General features: G+C 62.6%; 12 protein-coding genes. 10 read left to right on the forward strand and 2 right to left on the reverse strand.

Going from position 1 to position 14,057, the window contains the following annotated elements; translation table 11 throughout:
• The first annotated feature begins 6 nt into the window (after positions 1-6).
• Both ACF8FB_RS16905 and ACF8FB_RS16910 read left to right on the forward strand, forming a co-directional pair.
• On the forward strand, positions 7-1,425 hold the full coding sequence (locus tag ACF8FB_RS16905) for a DNA polymerase Y family protein (protein ID WP_004576292.1): 1,419 nt from the start codon (positions 7-9) through the stop codon (positions 1,423-1,425).
• Complete coding sequence (locus tag ACF8FB_RS16910) at positions 1,422-4,502, forward strand: error-prone DNA polymerase (protein ID WP_392511582.1); 3,081 nt, start codon at positions 1,422-1,424, stop codon at positions 4,500-4,502. The genes ACF8FB_RS16905 and ACF8FB_RS16910 overlap by 4 nt, the downstream gene beginning before the upstream one ends.
• 182 nt (positions 4,503-4,684) lie before the next feature.
• Here the strand turns inward: ACF8FB_RS16910 and ACF8FB_RS16915 are convergent, their stop codons facing one another.
• The gene (locus ACF8FB_RS16915) at positions 4,685-5,506 is read right to left on the reverse strand and encodes an aldo/keto reductase (protein ID WP_350297836.1); all 822 of its coding nucleotides are present in this window, start codon (positions 5,504-5,506) and stop codon (positions 4,685-4,687) included.
• Entirely contained in the window at positions 5,494-6,399 is a 906-nt protein-coding gene (locus ACF8FB_RS16920) for a LysR family transcriptional regulator (protein WP_004374224.1), read from the reverse strand. Before ACF8FB_RS16920 ends, ACF8FB_RS16915 begins: the two co-directional genes overlap by 13 nt.
• Before the next feature lie 140 nt (positions 6,400-6,539).
• On the opposite strand from ACF8FB_RS16920, the gene ACF8FB_RS16925 reads away from it, so the two are divergent.
• The 8 genes from ACF8FB_RS16925 (at position 6,540) to ACF8FB_RS16960 (ending at position 14,050) form a co-directional block, all read left to right on the forward strand.
• Positions 6,540-7,238 carry a CoA transferase subunit A gene (locus tag ACF8FB_RS16925; protein WP_004374230.1) on the forward strand — a complete coding sequence of 233 codons (699 nt, stop codon included), beginning with the start codon at positions 6,540-6,542 and terminating at the stop codon, positions 7,236-7,238.
• 35 nt (positions 7,239-7,273) lie between these two features.
• A complete protein-coding gene (locus ACF8FB_RS16930; protein ID WP_010954014.1) occupies positions 7,274-7,930 on the forward strand; it encodes a CoA transferase subunit B in 657 nt (218 codons plus the stop codon).
• 110 nt (positions 7,931-8,040) lie between these two features.
• Positions 8,041-9,459, forward strand: a complete 1,419-nt coding sequence (locus tag ACF8FB_RS16935; RefSeq protein WP_004576289.1) for a short-chain fatty acid transporter — start codon at positions 8,041-8,043, stop codon at positions 9,457-9,459.
• Between the two features lie 76 nt (positions 9,460-9,535).
• On the forward strand, positions 9,536-10,078 hold the full coding sequence (locus ACF8FB_RS16940; protein WP_010954015.1) for a helix-turn-helix domain-containing protein: 543 nt from the start codon (positions 9,536-9,538) through the stop codon (positions 10,076-10,078).
• A 251-nt stretch (positions 10,079-10,329) separates the two neighbouring features.
• A complete protein-coding gene (gene eppA / locus ACF8FB_RS16945; protein WP_004374238.1) occupies positions 10,330-10,506 on the forward strand; it encodes an EPS-associated small membrane protein EppA in 177 nt (58 codons plus the stop codon).
• A 264-nt stretch (positions 10,507-10,770) separates the two neighbouring features.
• Entirely contained in the window at positions 10,771-11,328 is a 558-nt protein-coding gene (locus tag ACF8FB_RS16950; RefSeq protein WP_010954016.1) for a polysaccharide biosynthesis/export family protein, read from the forward strand.
• Positions 11,329-11,352: 24 nt separating this feature from the next.
• Entirely contained in the window at positions 11,353-12,468 is a 1,116-nt protein-coding gene (locus ACF8FB_RS16955; protein ID WP_274146919.1) for a hypothetical protein, read from the forward strand.
• A gap of 19 nt (positions 12,469-12,487) precedes the next feature.
• Complete coding sequence (locus tag ACF8FB_RS16960) at positions 12,488-14,050, forward strand: Wzz/FepE/Etk N-terminal domain-containing protein (protein ID WP_060489564.1); 1,563 nt, start codon at positions 12,488-12,490, stop codon at positions 14,048-14,050.
• Positions 14,051-14,057: the final 7 nt, after the last annotated feature.

Raw genomic sequence — 14,057 nt, forward strand, 5'->3', positions numbered from 1 at the left:
TGCACCATGCTCTGGGCCTGCATCCTGCTCCCGCAGCTTGCGCTGGACACCGTCCTGCGTGAGCGTGACGACCCTGACACGCCTTTGGTGCTGATTGGCGGGCCGACCCAGCGTCGCGTGTTGCAGGCAGTCAACCCGGCGGCCGCTGCACTGGGCCTGCGGGCCGGGCAAACCCTGACCGCAGCGCGTGCCTTGGCCGATGGCTTTACCTGTGTCGAAGCCGACCCCAAACGCATCGATCAGGTGCAACAGCTGCTGGCGGCCTGGGCCTACCGCTTCAGTGCCCAGGTCAGCCTGCATTACCCTCGGGCGCTGCTGCTGGAAGTGGGCTCCAGCCTGCAACTGTTCGGGCCCTGGCCTTTGTTCGAGGCGCGTCTGCGTCAGGAATTGGCAGAACTCGGCCTGCGCCAACGCATTGTCCTGGCCAGCAACCCGGTGGCTGCTCGCATGCTCGCCAATGGCCACGATGGCCTGGCCGTGGGCGATGTCGACGCCACCCGAGCGGCGCTGCTTGGCATGCCCATCACGCGCGTCGGCCTGCCGGCAGAGGCGGCCGAAGCGTTTGCCCGCATGGGCTTGCACCAGCTGGGCCAGGTATTGGCCTTGCCGCGCGATACCTTGGCCAGGCGCTTTGCGGCCCAGGTGCAGCTGCACCTCGACCAGTTGCTCGGCCTGCGCAACCTGGGGCTGGATTTCTACCAGCCACCGGACCGTTTTGAAACCCGGCTGGAACTCAATTTCGACGTCGAGTCGCACCAGGCGCTGTTGTTCCCGCTGCGGCGCATGCTCAACGACCTTGCTGCATTTCTGGCCGGGCGAGACTGTGGCGTGCAGCGCTTCTGTCTGCATCTGGAGCACGCCGAGGGGCCGGATACCCTGCTCAAGGTGGGCCTGCTGGCGGCCGAACGCGATGCTGCGATGCTGTTCGAGCTGGCCCGTGGGCGCCTTGAGCCGCTGCGCATACCCGCACCGGTGCGCAACCTGCGGCTGGTTGCCGAGGACTTGCCACCCTTCGTGCCACAGCATCAGGCGTTGTTCGACCCGCGGGCGCAACAGGCGCAACCCTGGGCGCAATTGCGCGAGCGGTTGCGCGCCCGCCTGGGGGATGAGGCCGTCAAGGGGCTTGGCGCAGCCGCCGATCACCGCCCCGAATGCGCCTGGCAGTTGGCGGAGCAGGGTGCCCAAGGCAACATGCCGGTTGCACCGGGCAGCCGCCCGGGGTGGCTGTTGTCGGCACCGATCGCGCTGGATGACGCCGCCTACCAGGTGCAGGGCTATGCCGAACGCATCGAATCAGGTTGGTGGGATGGCGGCGATGTGCGTCGCGACTACTACCGCATCGAAACCCGTGACGGCCTGCGCGGCTGGGCCTACCGCGACCTGAGCCAGGCCGGTCCGCTTTGGCTGCAGGGTTGGTTCGCATGAACACCCCGGGTTATGCCGAGCTGCATTGCCTTTCCAACTTCAGCTTCCAGCGCGGTGCGTCGAGCGCCGACGAGCTGTTCCGGCGTGCGCGCGAGCAGGGCTACCAGGCCTTGGCAATCACTGACGAATGCACGCTGGCCGGTATCGTGCGCGCCTGGCAGGCAGCCAAGGTGCATCAGTTGCGGCTGATCGTCGGCAGCGAGGTGCAATTGTGCGACGGGCCCAAGCTGGTGCTGCTGGTCGAAAACCTGACGGGTTACCAGAACCTGTGCGCGCTGATCACCCGTGCCCGGCGGCGGGCAGAGAAGGGGGCGTACCAGCTGTTTCGTGATGACTTGCTGCTGCACCACCAAGGCCTGCTGGCCTTGTGGGTGGCCGCTGACAGTGGCGATACTGCTACCGGCGCGTGGCTGCGCAGTGTGTTCGCTGAGCGCCTGTGGCTGGCCGTGCACCTGCATCGGGGCAGTGACGATGCCGTGCGCCTGCAACGGTTGCGGGCACTGGCGGCTGATGTGGGTATCCGCGCTGTGGCCTGTGGCGACGTGCACATGCACGTGCGTGGTCGCCGTGCCTTGCAGGACTGCATGACTGCCATCCGCCAGCATTGCCAGGTGAGCGAGGCCGGGCGCTTTCTGTTTGCCAATGGCGAACGGCACCTGCGCAGCCAGGCGCAACTGGCCGAGCTGTATCCGCTCGACCTGCTGGCCGAGACCCTGGTCATTGCCCGGCGCTGCCAGTTTGACCTGAGCGAACTGAACTACCAGTACCCACGCGAACTGGTGCCCGAGGGGCATACCCCGGCAAGCTGGCTGCGCGAATTGTGCGAGCAAGGCATGCCGCTGCGCTGGCCAGACGGGCCCAGTGGCAAGGTGCGTGATGTGCTTGCCAAGGAACTGGGGCTGATCGAAGAGCTGGGCTACGAAAGCTACTTCCTGACAGTGCACGACATTGTCGCCTTCGCCCGCAGCCAGCGCATTCTATGCCAGGGCCGGGGGTCGGCAGCCAACTCGGTGGTGTGCTTCGTGCTAGGCATCACCGAGCTTGACCCCATGAAACACCACCTGCTGTTCGAGCGCTTCCTGTCGCGCGAGCGCAACGAGCCGCCGGACATCGACGTGGACTTCGAGCACGACCGGCGCGAGGAGGTGATCCAGTATGTGTTCCGTCGCTATGGCCGGCACCGGGCGGCGCTCACTGCGGTAGTCAACACCTACCATGCCGCCGGTGCGGTGCGGGATGTGGCGCGGGCGCTGGGGCTACCTGCCGATCAGGTGGATGCCCTGGCCAAATGTTGTGGTCGCTGGAGCGATCGCATACCCGATGACCAGCGCCTGGCCGAAGCCGGTTTCGAAGCGGGCAGCCCTTCGCTGCGGCGGGTGCTGATACTGGCCGGCGAACTGATCGGCTTCCCCCGGCACCTGTCACAGCACCCGGGCGGTTTTGTCATCTCCCAGCAACCGCTGGACCAGCTGGTGCCGGTGGAGAATGCCGCGATGCCGGAGCGCACGGTGATCCAGTGGGACAAGGATGACCTGGACATGGTCGGCCTGCTCAAGGTCGACGTGCTGGCGTTGGGCATGCTCAGCGCCTTGCGTCGCTGCTTCGACCTGCTGCAGCACCACCGTGGCCGGCACCTGACCCTGGCGACCATCCCCAGCGAAGATCCGGCCACCTACGCCATGATCAGCCGCGCCGAGACCATGGGTGTGTTCCAGATCGAGTCGCGCGCGCAGATGGCCATGTTGCCGCGGCTGCGGCCCCAAAAGTTCTACGACCTGGTCATCGAGGTAGCCATTGTCCGTCCCGGGCCGATTCAGGGCGACATGGTGCACCCTTACCTGCGCCGGCGCCTGAAGCAGGAGCCGGTCACGTATCCGTCGCCGCAACTGAAGGAAGTGTTCGAACGTACCTTGGGCGTGCCGCTGTTCCAGGAGCAGGTGATGGAGCTGGCGATGGTCGCGGCCGACTATACCCCGGGCGAGGCCGACCAGTTGCGTCGCAGCATGGCAGCCTGGAAGCGCCACGGCGGCCTGGAACCGCACCGCGAACGGCTGGTGCAGGGCATGTTGCGCAATGGTTACACGCTGGCGTTTGCCGAGCGCATCTTCGAGCAGATCAAGGGGTTTGGCAGCTATGGCTTTCCTGAGTCGCATGCGGCCAGCTTTGCCTTGCTGTGCTATGCCAGCAGTTGGCTGAAGTGCCATGAGCCGGCGATTTTCACCTGTGCGTTGGTCAACAGTTGGCCGATGGGCTTCTACAGCCCTGATCAGTTGCTGCAAGAGGCTCGCCGCCAAGGTATCGAGGTACGGCCGGTGGATGTCTGCCACAGCGACTGGGACTGCACCCTGGAGCCTGATGCTGAGGGCACCCTTGCCATTCGCATGGGCCTGCGACTGGTGCGTGGCCTGGCCGAAGCCGATGCCAGGCGCGTGCAGCAGGCGAGGGCGCAGCGGCCGTGGCGCAACGTCGAAGACCTGTGCCTGCGCGCCGGCCTGGACGCACGGGCCCGTGCCCGCCTGGCTGATGGCGGTGCGCTGCGCGCCTTGGCCAGTGATCGGCATCAGGCGCGCTGGCAGGTGGCGGCGGTGCAGCCGCAGCTGCCGTTGTTCGCCGATGTGCAGGCCTTGCCTGAAGAACCGGTGCAATTGCCCGTGCCAACCGTGGGCGAGGACCTGATGGCCGATTATCAAACCCTCGGCACTACGCTTGGCCCACATCCGCTGGCGCTGTTGCGCGCTCGCCTGAGGGCGCTGGGGTGTCGCAGCTCCAGTGAATTGCAGGGTGTGGAGCATGGCGACAACATTGCCGTGGCCGGGCTGGTGGTGGGCCGGCAACGGCCTCAAACCGCCAGCGGTGTGACCTTCGTTACTCTGGAAGACGAACATGGCATGGTCAACGTGGTGGTGTGGCGTGCGCTGGCCGAACGGCAGCGACGGGCGCTGGTGGGTTCGCAGCTGCTCAAGGTCAGTGGGCGGTTGGAGCAGGAGAATGGGGTGCGGCACCTGATTGCGCGGCGGTTGGAGGATGTGAGTCCGCTGCTGCAAGGGCTGGATGTGCGCAGCCGGGATTTTCACTGAAACCCCAACGCTCGGTACTTGCACGGTTTCCCGTGCGGGCGAGCCCGCGAAGCAGCCACCGCGTTGCAAGGCACCGGCCTTGCCGGTGTTCGCGGGCATGCCCGCTCCCACAGGGATCGCGCCAGCTTTTAGAAATTGAGCAAGACAGCTGCTCCCAAAGGTCGCGTCCAGATTGCGCTCGCCTACACCATCGCCAACCGCTGCTTGCGCGTCGGTGCAGGGAACGCCCGGTCGATCGCCCGCAGGTCTTCACCGGTCAAGGTCAGCGCTCCCGCCGCCGCATTGAGCCGCACGTGCTCGGGCGCCACCGCCTTGGGGATGGCGATCACGCCGTCATCGCGGGTCACCCAGGCCAGGCAGACCTGGGCCGGTGTGGCGCCATGGCGCTCGGCGATTTCCGCCAGTACCGGGTGCTGCAACAAGCGCCCGGCCTGCGCCAGCGGGCAGTAGGCCATGGTTGGCAAGCCACGTTTTTCGCACCACGGTAGCAAGTCGAATTCGATGCCGCGTTGGGCCGGGTTGTACAACACCTGGTTGGTGGCACAATCAGGGTTGTGCAGTTCGCGCAGGTCGTCGACGTCGAAGTTGGACACGCCCCAACGCTTGATCTTGCCTTGCTCGCGCAAGCGCTCGAAGCCTTCGACGGTTTCCTCCAGCGGGTGCTGACCACGCCAGTGCAGCAGGTACAAGTCGATGCAATCGGTGCCCAGCCGAGTGAGGCTGCGCTCGCAGGCTGCCGCCATGCCGCGCAGGCTGGCATTGTGCGGGTAGACCTTGCTGACCAGAAATACCCGGTCGCGGCGCCCGGCAATGGCTTGGCCAACGACCTCTTCTGCCCCCCCTTCGGCATACATCTCGGCGGTGTCGATCAGGTTCAGGCCCAGCTCGATGCCCTGTTGCAGCGCCGCGACTTCGGCAGCCTTGCGACCTGGGTCTTCGCCCATGTACCAGGTGCCTTGGCCGATGGCTGCAACGCTCGTGCCTGCCAGATTTACGTAACGCATGTCACCTCCGGGATCCGGGTATTGGAAAGAAGCACTTCAAGCAGTGCTTGTGCTGCGGTGGAAAGCTTGTGCTCGCTGAGGGCAATCACGCCGATGCGCCGCTCGACTGTGGGCTCGACCAAGGTGACGCAGCGGGCACCCAGCTCCTGCATCTGGTTGATGCACAGGGCCGGCACGGCACTGACCCCCAGGCCGCTGGCCACCATGCGGCCGATGGTCGTCAGCTGGTGGCTTTCGAACGCGACTGCCAGCTTGCCGTGGCGGGCCGCCACATTCTGCTCCATCAGCAGGCGCACCGCCGAAGGGCGCTGCAGGGCCACGAAATCTTCGGCCATCAGCTGTGCCCAGCTGACCTGGGGCAGCAGTGCCAAGGGCGAGTCGGCGGCCACTACGGCAACGAAGCGGTCCATGTACAACGGGTGGAAGTCCAGCCCATCGATGTTATCCGGCTCGAAGCCGATGCCCAGTTCGACGCGGCGATGGCGTACCAGTTCCTGTACCTGTTCGTTGATCACGTCGTGCACCGTGACGTTGACCTTGGGGTAGCGCTGGCGAAACACCTTGAGCGCGTGGGGCAACAGGTTGCCGGCAAAAGCCGGCATGGCCGCCACCGACACACGGCCCAATTGCAGGGTAAAGCGCTGGCGCAGCATCTCTTCGGTGTCGTCCCAGTCGGCCAGCAGGCGGCGTGCCAGTGGCAGCAGCACTTCGCCTTCGGCAGTCAGGCTGACGCTGCGCGTGGTGCGGCTGAGCAGGGCGCCGCCGAGGTTTTCTTCCAGCGCCTTGATGGTCAGGCTCAGTGCCGGTTGCGAAACGTGCAGGTGTTCACCGGCCTGGGCGAAGCTCTGGTACTTGGCCACGGCGACAAAGGCGCGCAGTTGTTTGACGTTCATGTCGGGCCTATCGTTTGTTTTGTAAAAATTATCAATCGATGACGAAAACAAAATTAACAAATCAGTCGCTTGCGGTGAAGATGTCTGCACACGCTCACCGACAGCCTCGTCGGTTAAACAACTACAAAAGGCGGATCAGCATGGCCGGACTGGACAAGCGCGTTGCAACCTATGAGCAGGCCCTCGAAGGCCTGACCGACAACATGACGGTACTGGCCGGTGGTTTCGGCCTGTGCGGCATCCCGGAAAACCTTATCAGCGAAATCAAGCGGCGCGGCGTCAAGGGCCTGACCGTGGTCTCCAACAACTGCGGCGTTGACGGTTTTGGTCTGGGCGTGCTGCTGGAAGACCGGCAGATTCGCAAGATGATCGCCTCCTACGTGGGCGAAAACGCCGAGTTCGAACGCCAGTTGCTCAGTGGCGAGCTGGAAGTGGAACTGACCCCACAGGGCACCCTCGCCGAAAAAATGCGCGCAGGTGGTGCCGGCATTCCGGCGTTCTACACCGCCACCGGCTATGGCACCCCGGTTGCCGACGGCAAGGAAGTCCGCGAGTTCAAGGGCCGCAAGTACATCCTGGAAGAATCCATCACCGGTGACTTCGCCATCGTCAAGGGCTGGAAGGCCGACCACTACGGCAACGTGGTGTACCGCAACACTGCGCAAAACTTCAACCCGCTGGCGGCCACCGCCGGCAAGATCACCGTGGTCGAAGTGGAAGAAATCGTCGAACCCGGCGTGCTGCTGCCAAGCGAAATCCACACCCCGGGCATCTACGTGGACCGTGTCATCGTCGGCACCTTCGAAAAGCGTATCGAAAAGCGCACCGTCAAGGCCTGAGCGCCATCCACCCGAACAATAAAGAGATCCTGACCATGGCACTGACCCGCGAACAGATGGCGCAACGCGTTGCCCGTGAACTGAAGGACGGTTACTACGTCAATCTGGGCATCGGCATCCCCACCTTGGTGGCCAACTATGTACCCGCCGACATGGATGTGATGCTGCAATCGGAAAACGGCTTGCTCGGCATGGGCGAATTCCCCACCGAAAGCACCCTCGATGCCGACATGATCAACGCCGGCAAGCAAACTGTCACCGCCCGCCGCGGCGCCTCGATTTTCGATTCGGCACAATCGTTCGCCATGATCCGTGGCGGCCACGTCGACCTGACCGTACTGGGTGCTTTCGAGGTGGACGTGCAGGGCAACATCGCCTCGTGGATGATTCCGGGCAAGCTGGTCAAGGGCATGGGCGGGGCCATGGACCTGGTGGCCGGTGCCGACAACATCATCGTCACCATGACCCACGCCTCCAAGGACGGCGAGTCCAAGTTGCTGCCAAAGTGCAGCCTGCCGCTGACCGGTGCGGGCTGCATCCGCAAGGTGCTGACCGACCTGGCCTACCTGGAAATCGAAGACGGCGCCTTCATTCTGCGCGAGACCGCGCCTGGGGTCAGCGTCGAGGAAATCATCGAGAAAACCGCCGGCAAACTGATCGTGCCGGATGATGTGAAGGAAATGACCTTCTAAGGCATGACGTGATCTCACCCTGTAGGCGCGGGTAAGCCTGTTCCTACAGGTTTTTTGCGTTGCCTGGCAATACCGCTTCATCCCATAAAACCAATAAAAGGAATTCAACCGTGGCCGCTGAAATTCAAGACAGCCGCTCCGCGCGCTTTGCCTTGCGCTGCTCCAACTGGGCTGAACGCTGGTTCCCCGACTCCTGGGTGTTCGCCGCGCTGGCGGTGCTGCTGGTGTGTATCGGCGCACTGGCCATGGGCGCCAAACCGACCGACACCGCCAAGGCGTTTGGCGACGGCTTCTGGAGCCTGATACCGTTCACCATGCAGATGGCATTCGTGGTCATCGGCGGTTATGTGGTGGCCAGCTCGCCGCCCGCCGCGAGGCTGATCGATCGTTTGGCGCGCATCCCCGGCAATGGGCGCTCGGCAGTGTGCTGGGTAGCACTGATCTCGATGCTGGCCTCCTTGCTCAACTGGGGGCTGTCGCTGGTGTTTGGAGGTTTGCTGGTGCGCGCCCTGGCAAGGCGCACCGACCTGAAGATGGATTACCGCGCAGCGGGTGCGGCCGCTTACCTGGGCCTGGGTGCGGTGTGGGCGTTGGGCCTGTCATCCTCGGCGGCGCAGCTGCAGGCCAACCCGGCCAGCCTGCCACCTTCAATCCTGTCGATAACCGGGGTGATCCCCTTTACCGAAACCATCTTTCTCTGGCAGTCCGGCGTGATGCTGGCGGCGCTGGTGGTGGTCTCGCTGGTGATCGCCTACGCCACCGCTCCGGGCCCGAACAGCGCCCGTAGCGCAGAAGACTGCGGTGTCGACCCCAGCTTCACAGCGCCACCCGCGCCGCAACGCACGCGCCCGGGAGAGTGGCTGGAACACAGCCCGATCCTTATCCTGCTGTTGGTGGCCTTGGCTGCTGGCTGGCTGTATCAGGAGTTTGCGACGAAACCTGCGATTACCGCCATCTCGGGGCTCAACACCTACAACCTGTTGTTCATCATGCTCGGTGCTTTGCTGCACTGGCGCCCACGCAGCTTCCTTGACGCGGTGGCGCGTGCGGTACCGACCACCACCGGTGTGCTGATCCAGTTCCCGCTGTATGGTTCGATCGCCGCCATCCTCACCCAGGTGAAGGGCGTCGATGAACAGACCCTGGCCCACCATATTTCACTGTTCTTCACCCAGATTGCCACCCATGACACGTATGCCGTGCTGATGGGCGTGTATTCGGCTGTGCTGGGCTTCTTCATCCCTTCGGGCGGCGGTAAGTGGATCATCGAGGCCCCTTACGTGATGCTGGTGGCCAACGACCTGCAGTACCACCTGGGGTGGGCCGTGCAGATCTACAACGCGGCCGAAGCCTTGCCGAACCTGATCAACCCGTTCTACATGCTGCCGTTGCTGGGCGTGCTGGGGCTCAAGGCGCGCGACCTGATCGGTTTCTCGTTCGTGCAATTGCTGGTGCATGTGCCGTTGGTGCTGGTGTTACTGTGGGCGCTGGGTACAACGCTGCAGTACGTGCCGCCAGTGATGCCTTGATTCAAGGCCCCTGGAGGCTTGGCGTCAGCTTTCAGACGCGTATCATGGCTGCCTCAGCCTGGGAAACTCGCGTCACATGTCTATCCGATTGAAACTGCTGCGTAAGAAACTGGGGATGACCCTGGAAATGCTGGCCGAAAAGACTGGCATGACCAAAAGCTACCTGTCCAAGGTCGAGCGCGGCCTCAACACGCCCTCGATCGCTGCGGCGCTGAAACTGGCGAGGGCGCTGAACGTCAATGTCGAAGAGCTCTTCGCCGAAGAGCAGGCCGGGCAGAGCCGCTACAGCCTGGTGCGCCGTACCGAGCGCCAGGCCCTGGTTGGCGATGGGCAAGGGCCGGGGTACGCGGCCCTCACCAGTCAGATTGGCCAGCGCAGCCTGCTGCCGTTTCTGATTCAGCCGCCGTCCGAGTTCAGCGACCCTACGTTCAAGGAACACCAGGGCGAAGAGTTCCTGTTTGTTCACACAGGCCAGGTGGAAGTGGATTTCATGAGTGAGCGGGTGTTGCTGGAGCAGGGCGACGCCCTGCATTTCAACGCCCAGACACCGCACCGGCTGCGCTCGGTAGGTGTGACGCCGGCGCAGTTACTGGTTGTTGTTCACCACGCAGACGAATGAAAGCGCAAGGGGGGCAACTATGCCCCCCACACGTTCTCAGGCGTGAAACGCCAGGTTCATCGCGACCGCCCTCCCTTGCATAATCTGCATGTCGTTTTTTTGACGAATGCGCCCATTGCCCATTGAATTTTATTATGGTGTCGGATCATTGACGTAGTGTCATTGTGCCCATAAGCTCAAATCAAATACGAAACAACCCCCGCAGCACCGCATTAATAACTCATTGATTTTCCTGTTTTTAGGAGGGGAGTATGCGCACGACTCTGATAATCAAATCGATGTTCTTGCTGGTGATGCTAAGTGGTGCTGCCCGCGCGGCAGATTCGTATATAAATCAGAACAGTATCATTCCTGTTTCAACTGCTGGCTGGTTCTTTGCCTTTGCTGTGGTCGGTTTTGTTGCCGTTGCCAACCGCAGAAAGATCTGAACCGGCTGCCTTGTACCTGAAGTGACTGCTCCTTGCCGCGAAGCCACAGGCGTGGCTTGTGAATTCTCCAACCGTTGCTATATTCCCAGTAGCCCGTAGGACCAACATTTACAAGGCGTTGCAGCCACGTCTGTAGCGTCAAGGCAAGGGCCTCCAGGAAGGTCGAGGCCATCGCGGCAGCAGTGCGCCGTGAAGCGGAGCGAGAGTTGGTGTGTTGTTCTCATTCAGTGCTCTTTGTCGGGCCATTTGGCCGGAGGGACCCTCATGGTGCGTTCAATGTTTGCCGCTTTCTGCATGCTGACGGTGTGGTCTGGTGCCGGTAACGCCGACCAGAGCAGTGCTGCCTACCTGCTCAGCCCCGGCGATGTGGTGATGGTTTCGGTATGGCAGGAAGAAAGCCTGCGTCAAGAAGCCACCGTACTTCCCGATGGCAGTATCACCTTCCCCCTGGCCGGGCGCATCGATGTCGCCGGGCTGGACGTAACGGCAGTCGAGAAGCAGGTCGCTGCCAAACTCGAAAAATACCTCCCCGACCCTAACGTAAGCGTTGTCGTCAAAAGCATTGCCGGCAACATGGTCTATGTCCAAGGCAAAGTGATCAAACCCGGGCCTGTGCAAATGGCAGGCCCCACGGCGGTGCTGCAGGCGCTGAGCATGTCGGGTGGCCTGGACAAGTTTGCAGATGAAAGCGAAATCAAGGTGGTCCGCGGCACCGGTGCTTCCCAAAAGATCCTGCCCGTGCGATATAAGGACCTGGTGTCTGGGCGGGACATGTCCACCAACATCCAACTTCAGGCTGGCGATACGCTGGTCGTTCCTTGATCTTGCCTTTAATAAGAACATTTAATGCCTCTTCTTAGAACAACTCGCATTGCAACGGCAATCTTGGTCTTGCCGTTCACGGACGCGGTACTGGCGGCAAATTGGCAGTCTACGGTGGTGGTACCGACATCCGTCGAATACGACAGCAACCCATTGCTGTTGACCTCGGGGGAAAAGGGTATAACGCGCACTATTATCGCGCCGGATTACACCCTGATCGGCACTTTTGACCGTGACGAATTGAGGTTGGGGCTTGGCATGCATCTGCTGCGCTCGTCCGATACGGATATCGTCGATGACCGTGAAGACCCTGATATCAGCCTGGGTTGGCAGCGCACCACCGAGCGGGGGCGGTTTGGCCTGGTGGGGCGCTACAACGAAAGCTCGACGCTGTCGGGCACCGTACTGGATACCGGGGTGATTACCACCGACGGTACGCAGAAGCTTTACACCTTGACTGGCAACTGGAGCCAGGCGGTGACCGAGCGCAGTACCTTGAGCAACGAAACCACCTACAGCCGTGCCCGTTACGACATCAGCACGCTGACAGGCTACGACGAACTGGCGAACGTCTTTACCTGGACTTACGCCTGGAGTGAGCGGGCTGACCTGTATACCCGTTTTGGTGCCCGGCGCTATGAGCCCGAAGAGGACCTTACCGCGACCGCTTCCAACAGCTACAGCCCGGCAGTCGGCATCAAATACCAGCTTGCCGAAGGCTTGAGCGCCGATGCCCATGTTGGCGTCAACCAAGTGTCAGGCGACGACGGCGGCCGGCGCGGGGAGGGTGGGGTTGCGTTGCTGTACACCGGCACGCGTGCCGATGCCAGCCTCACCGCCGAGCGCAGCACGGTGGCGAGCGCCGAAGGCGGCTTCGCCGAACTGGACCAGGTGCGTGGTGTGTGGAGCTATGCGCTGACCGAGTTGTCCCGTGTGGGCGCTGACGCCGCGTGGCAGGACAGCAAAGGGCAGTCGCCCAACACGCTGCAGACTTACAGCGTATGGGCCAGCCGCCAGTTTTCGCCTTACTGGGACCTGCGCCTGTCGCTGATGTACAAGGAACGGCAGCAGGACCATGTACCGGATGCGACCGCTACGATCGTTGGTTTGACGTTGACGTACAGGTACCCCGACATCTGAACTTCAGGCAGGTGGCCCTATGAAGTCTGACTACGAGCTCTCCCTCAGAGATTACATCGCCATTATCAAGGACAGGGCCCTGGTGTTAGGGGTGAGTGCCGCAGTCATTCTCGCCGCGACCGTGGCCGTCGCGTTGATGGTGCCGCCGATCTACCAGTCGACCGGCACCATTCTGGTGGAGTCGCAGCAGATTTCGCCTGAGCTGGTGTCGACCAACAACACCAGCTTTGCCGATGAGCGCATCGAGGTGATCCGTCAACGGGTGATGACCCGCGACAACCTGCTGCGCATCATCGGCAAGTACGACCTCTTCGCCGACAAGCGCTTCAGCGAAAGCGACAAGATCGACCAGATGCGCAACGCGATCGTGGTCGAAACCCTGACCACCTACGTGCGCGGCCGTGGTGAAGCGACCGTGGCGTTCAATGTCTCGTTCGAGCACAAACAGCCACAAGTAGCCAAGGAAGTCGCCGATGAACTGGTGACGCTGTTCCTCAACGAAAACCTCAAGCAGCGCACCGAGCGAGCCAACGAAACCACCGAATTCCTCACCCAGGAAGCCAACAAGCTGGGTGCCGAGCTGGCCAGCCTGGAAAACCAGCTGGCCGATTTCAAGCAGGCCCACGCCAATGCCTTGCCCGAGCACCAGACCCTGCGCATGAACATGCTGTCGCGGGCGGAGCTGGAATTCCGTGAGGTCGACCGTGACTACAAGGCTGCCCAGGAAGAGCTGCGCTACCTGGAACTGGAGCTGTCTGCGGCCAATGCCGGCCTTGCCACCAAGGTTGCCGAGGGCACCCGGCCAACCCGTGCCGACCTGCCCGAAGACCTGCCAAGCCTGAAAGCCGAATACGCGCAACTGCTGACCCGCTACAAGGACGCCCACCCGGATGTCGTGGCGGTCAAGCGCAAGATCCAGGCGCTCGAAGCCAGTGGGGGGCGCACTGCGGCAGTGTCCACGGTCAGCCTCGACGCGGCCCGTGTCCGCGCCAAGATGAGCGCCGCCCAGGTGCGTATTGCCTCGCTGGCAGAGCAAAAGCGTGAGCTGACCCGGAAAATGGAAGGCTACGAAGCCGAGATCCTCGAGGCGCCGCAGGTCGAGCGTGGCCTGGTGACCTTGATGCGAGACCACGACAACGCGCGCAAGAAATACGAAGAGATTCGTGCCAAGGAAATGGGCGCAAAGATTACCGAAAGCCTGGAGCAGGAGAACAAGGCTGAACGCTTTGTGCTGCTGGAGCCTCCCCTGTTGCCTGAGAAGCCGATCAAGCCTAACCGCAAGAAAATCGCTGCGCTGGGCCTGGTGCTGGCACCGGCCGGTGGCGGTGCGCTGGTGATGCTGCTGGAAATGCTCAATCAGCGCGTGCGTGGCGTTGGCGCCCTGGAAAGCCTGCTGGGCAAACGGGTGCTGGTGGCACTGCCCTATATCGATACCCGGGCCGACGTGGCCCGACGCAAGCGCTGGCGCAATCGACTGATCCTGGCGGCACTGGCGTTGGCAGCTATCATGATAGGGCTGGTGCACGTGTTCTACATGCCACTGGATGTGCTGTTGTACAAAGTCATGTCTCGGTTTGTATAGGGAAAGC

This window comes from Pseudomonas sp. yb_2 (assembly GCF_043103905.1).
In the GTDB taxonomy this organism is placed as follows: domain Bacteria; phylum Pseudomonadota; class Gammaproteobacteria; order Pseudomonadales; family Pseudomonadaceae; genus Aquipseudomonas; species Aquipseudomonas alloputida.

Excerpts from the sequence above, each read along its gene's own strand:
- ACF8FB_RS16955 (WP_274146919.1), top strand. The coding sequence starts at position 11,353 with ATGCCTCTTCTTAGAACAACTCGCATTGCAACGGCAATCTTGGTCTTG.
- ACF8FB_RS16960 (WP_060489564.1), top strand. The coding sequence starts at position 12,488 with ATGAAGTCTGACTACGAGCTCTCCCTCAGAGATTACATCGCCATTATC.
- ACF8FB_RS16905 (WP_004576292.1), top strand. The coding sequence starts at position 7 with ATGCTCTGGGCCTGCATCCTGCTCCCGCAGCTTGCGCTGGACACCGTC.
- ACF8FB_RS16920 (WP_004374224.1), bottom strand. The coding sequence starts at position 6,399 with ATGAACGTCAAACAACTGCGCGCCTTTGTCGCCGTGGCCAAGTACCAG.
- ACF8FB_RS16950 (WP_010954016.1), top strand. The coding sequence starts at position 10,771 with ATGGTGCGTTCAATGTTTGCCGCTTTCTGCATGCTGACGGTGTGGTCT.
- ACF8FB_RS16940 (WP_010954015.1), top strand. The coding sequence starts at position 9,536 with ATGTCTATCCGATTGAAACTGCTGCGTAAGAAACTGGGGATGACCCTG.
- ACF8FB_RS16930 (WP_010954014.1), top strand. The coding sequence starts at position 7,274 with ATGGCACTGACCCGCGAACAGATGGCGCAACGCGTTGCCCGTGAACTG.
- eppA (WP_004374238.1), top strand. The coding sequence starts at position 10,330 with ATGCGCACGACTCTGATAATCAAATCGATGTTCTTGCTGGTGATGCTA.
- ACF8FB_RS16915 (WP_350297836.1), bottom strand. The coding sequence starts at position 5,506 with ATGCGTTACGTAAATCTGGCAGGCACGAGCGTTGCAGCCATCGGCCAA.
- ACF8FB_RS16910 (WP_392511582.1), top strand. The coding sequence starts at position 1,422 with ATGAACACCCCGGGTTATGCCGAGCTGCATTGCCTTTCCAACTTCAGC.
- ACF8FB_RS16925 (WP_004374230.1), top strand. The coding sequence starts at position 6,540 with ATGGCCGGACTGGACAAGCGCGTTGCAACCTATGAGCAGGCCCTCGAA.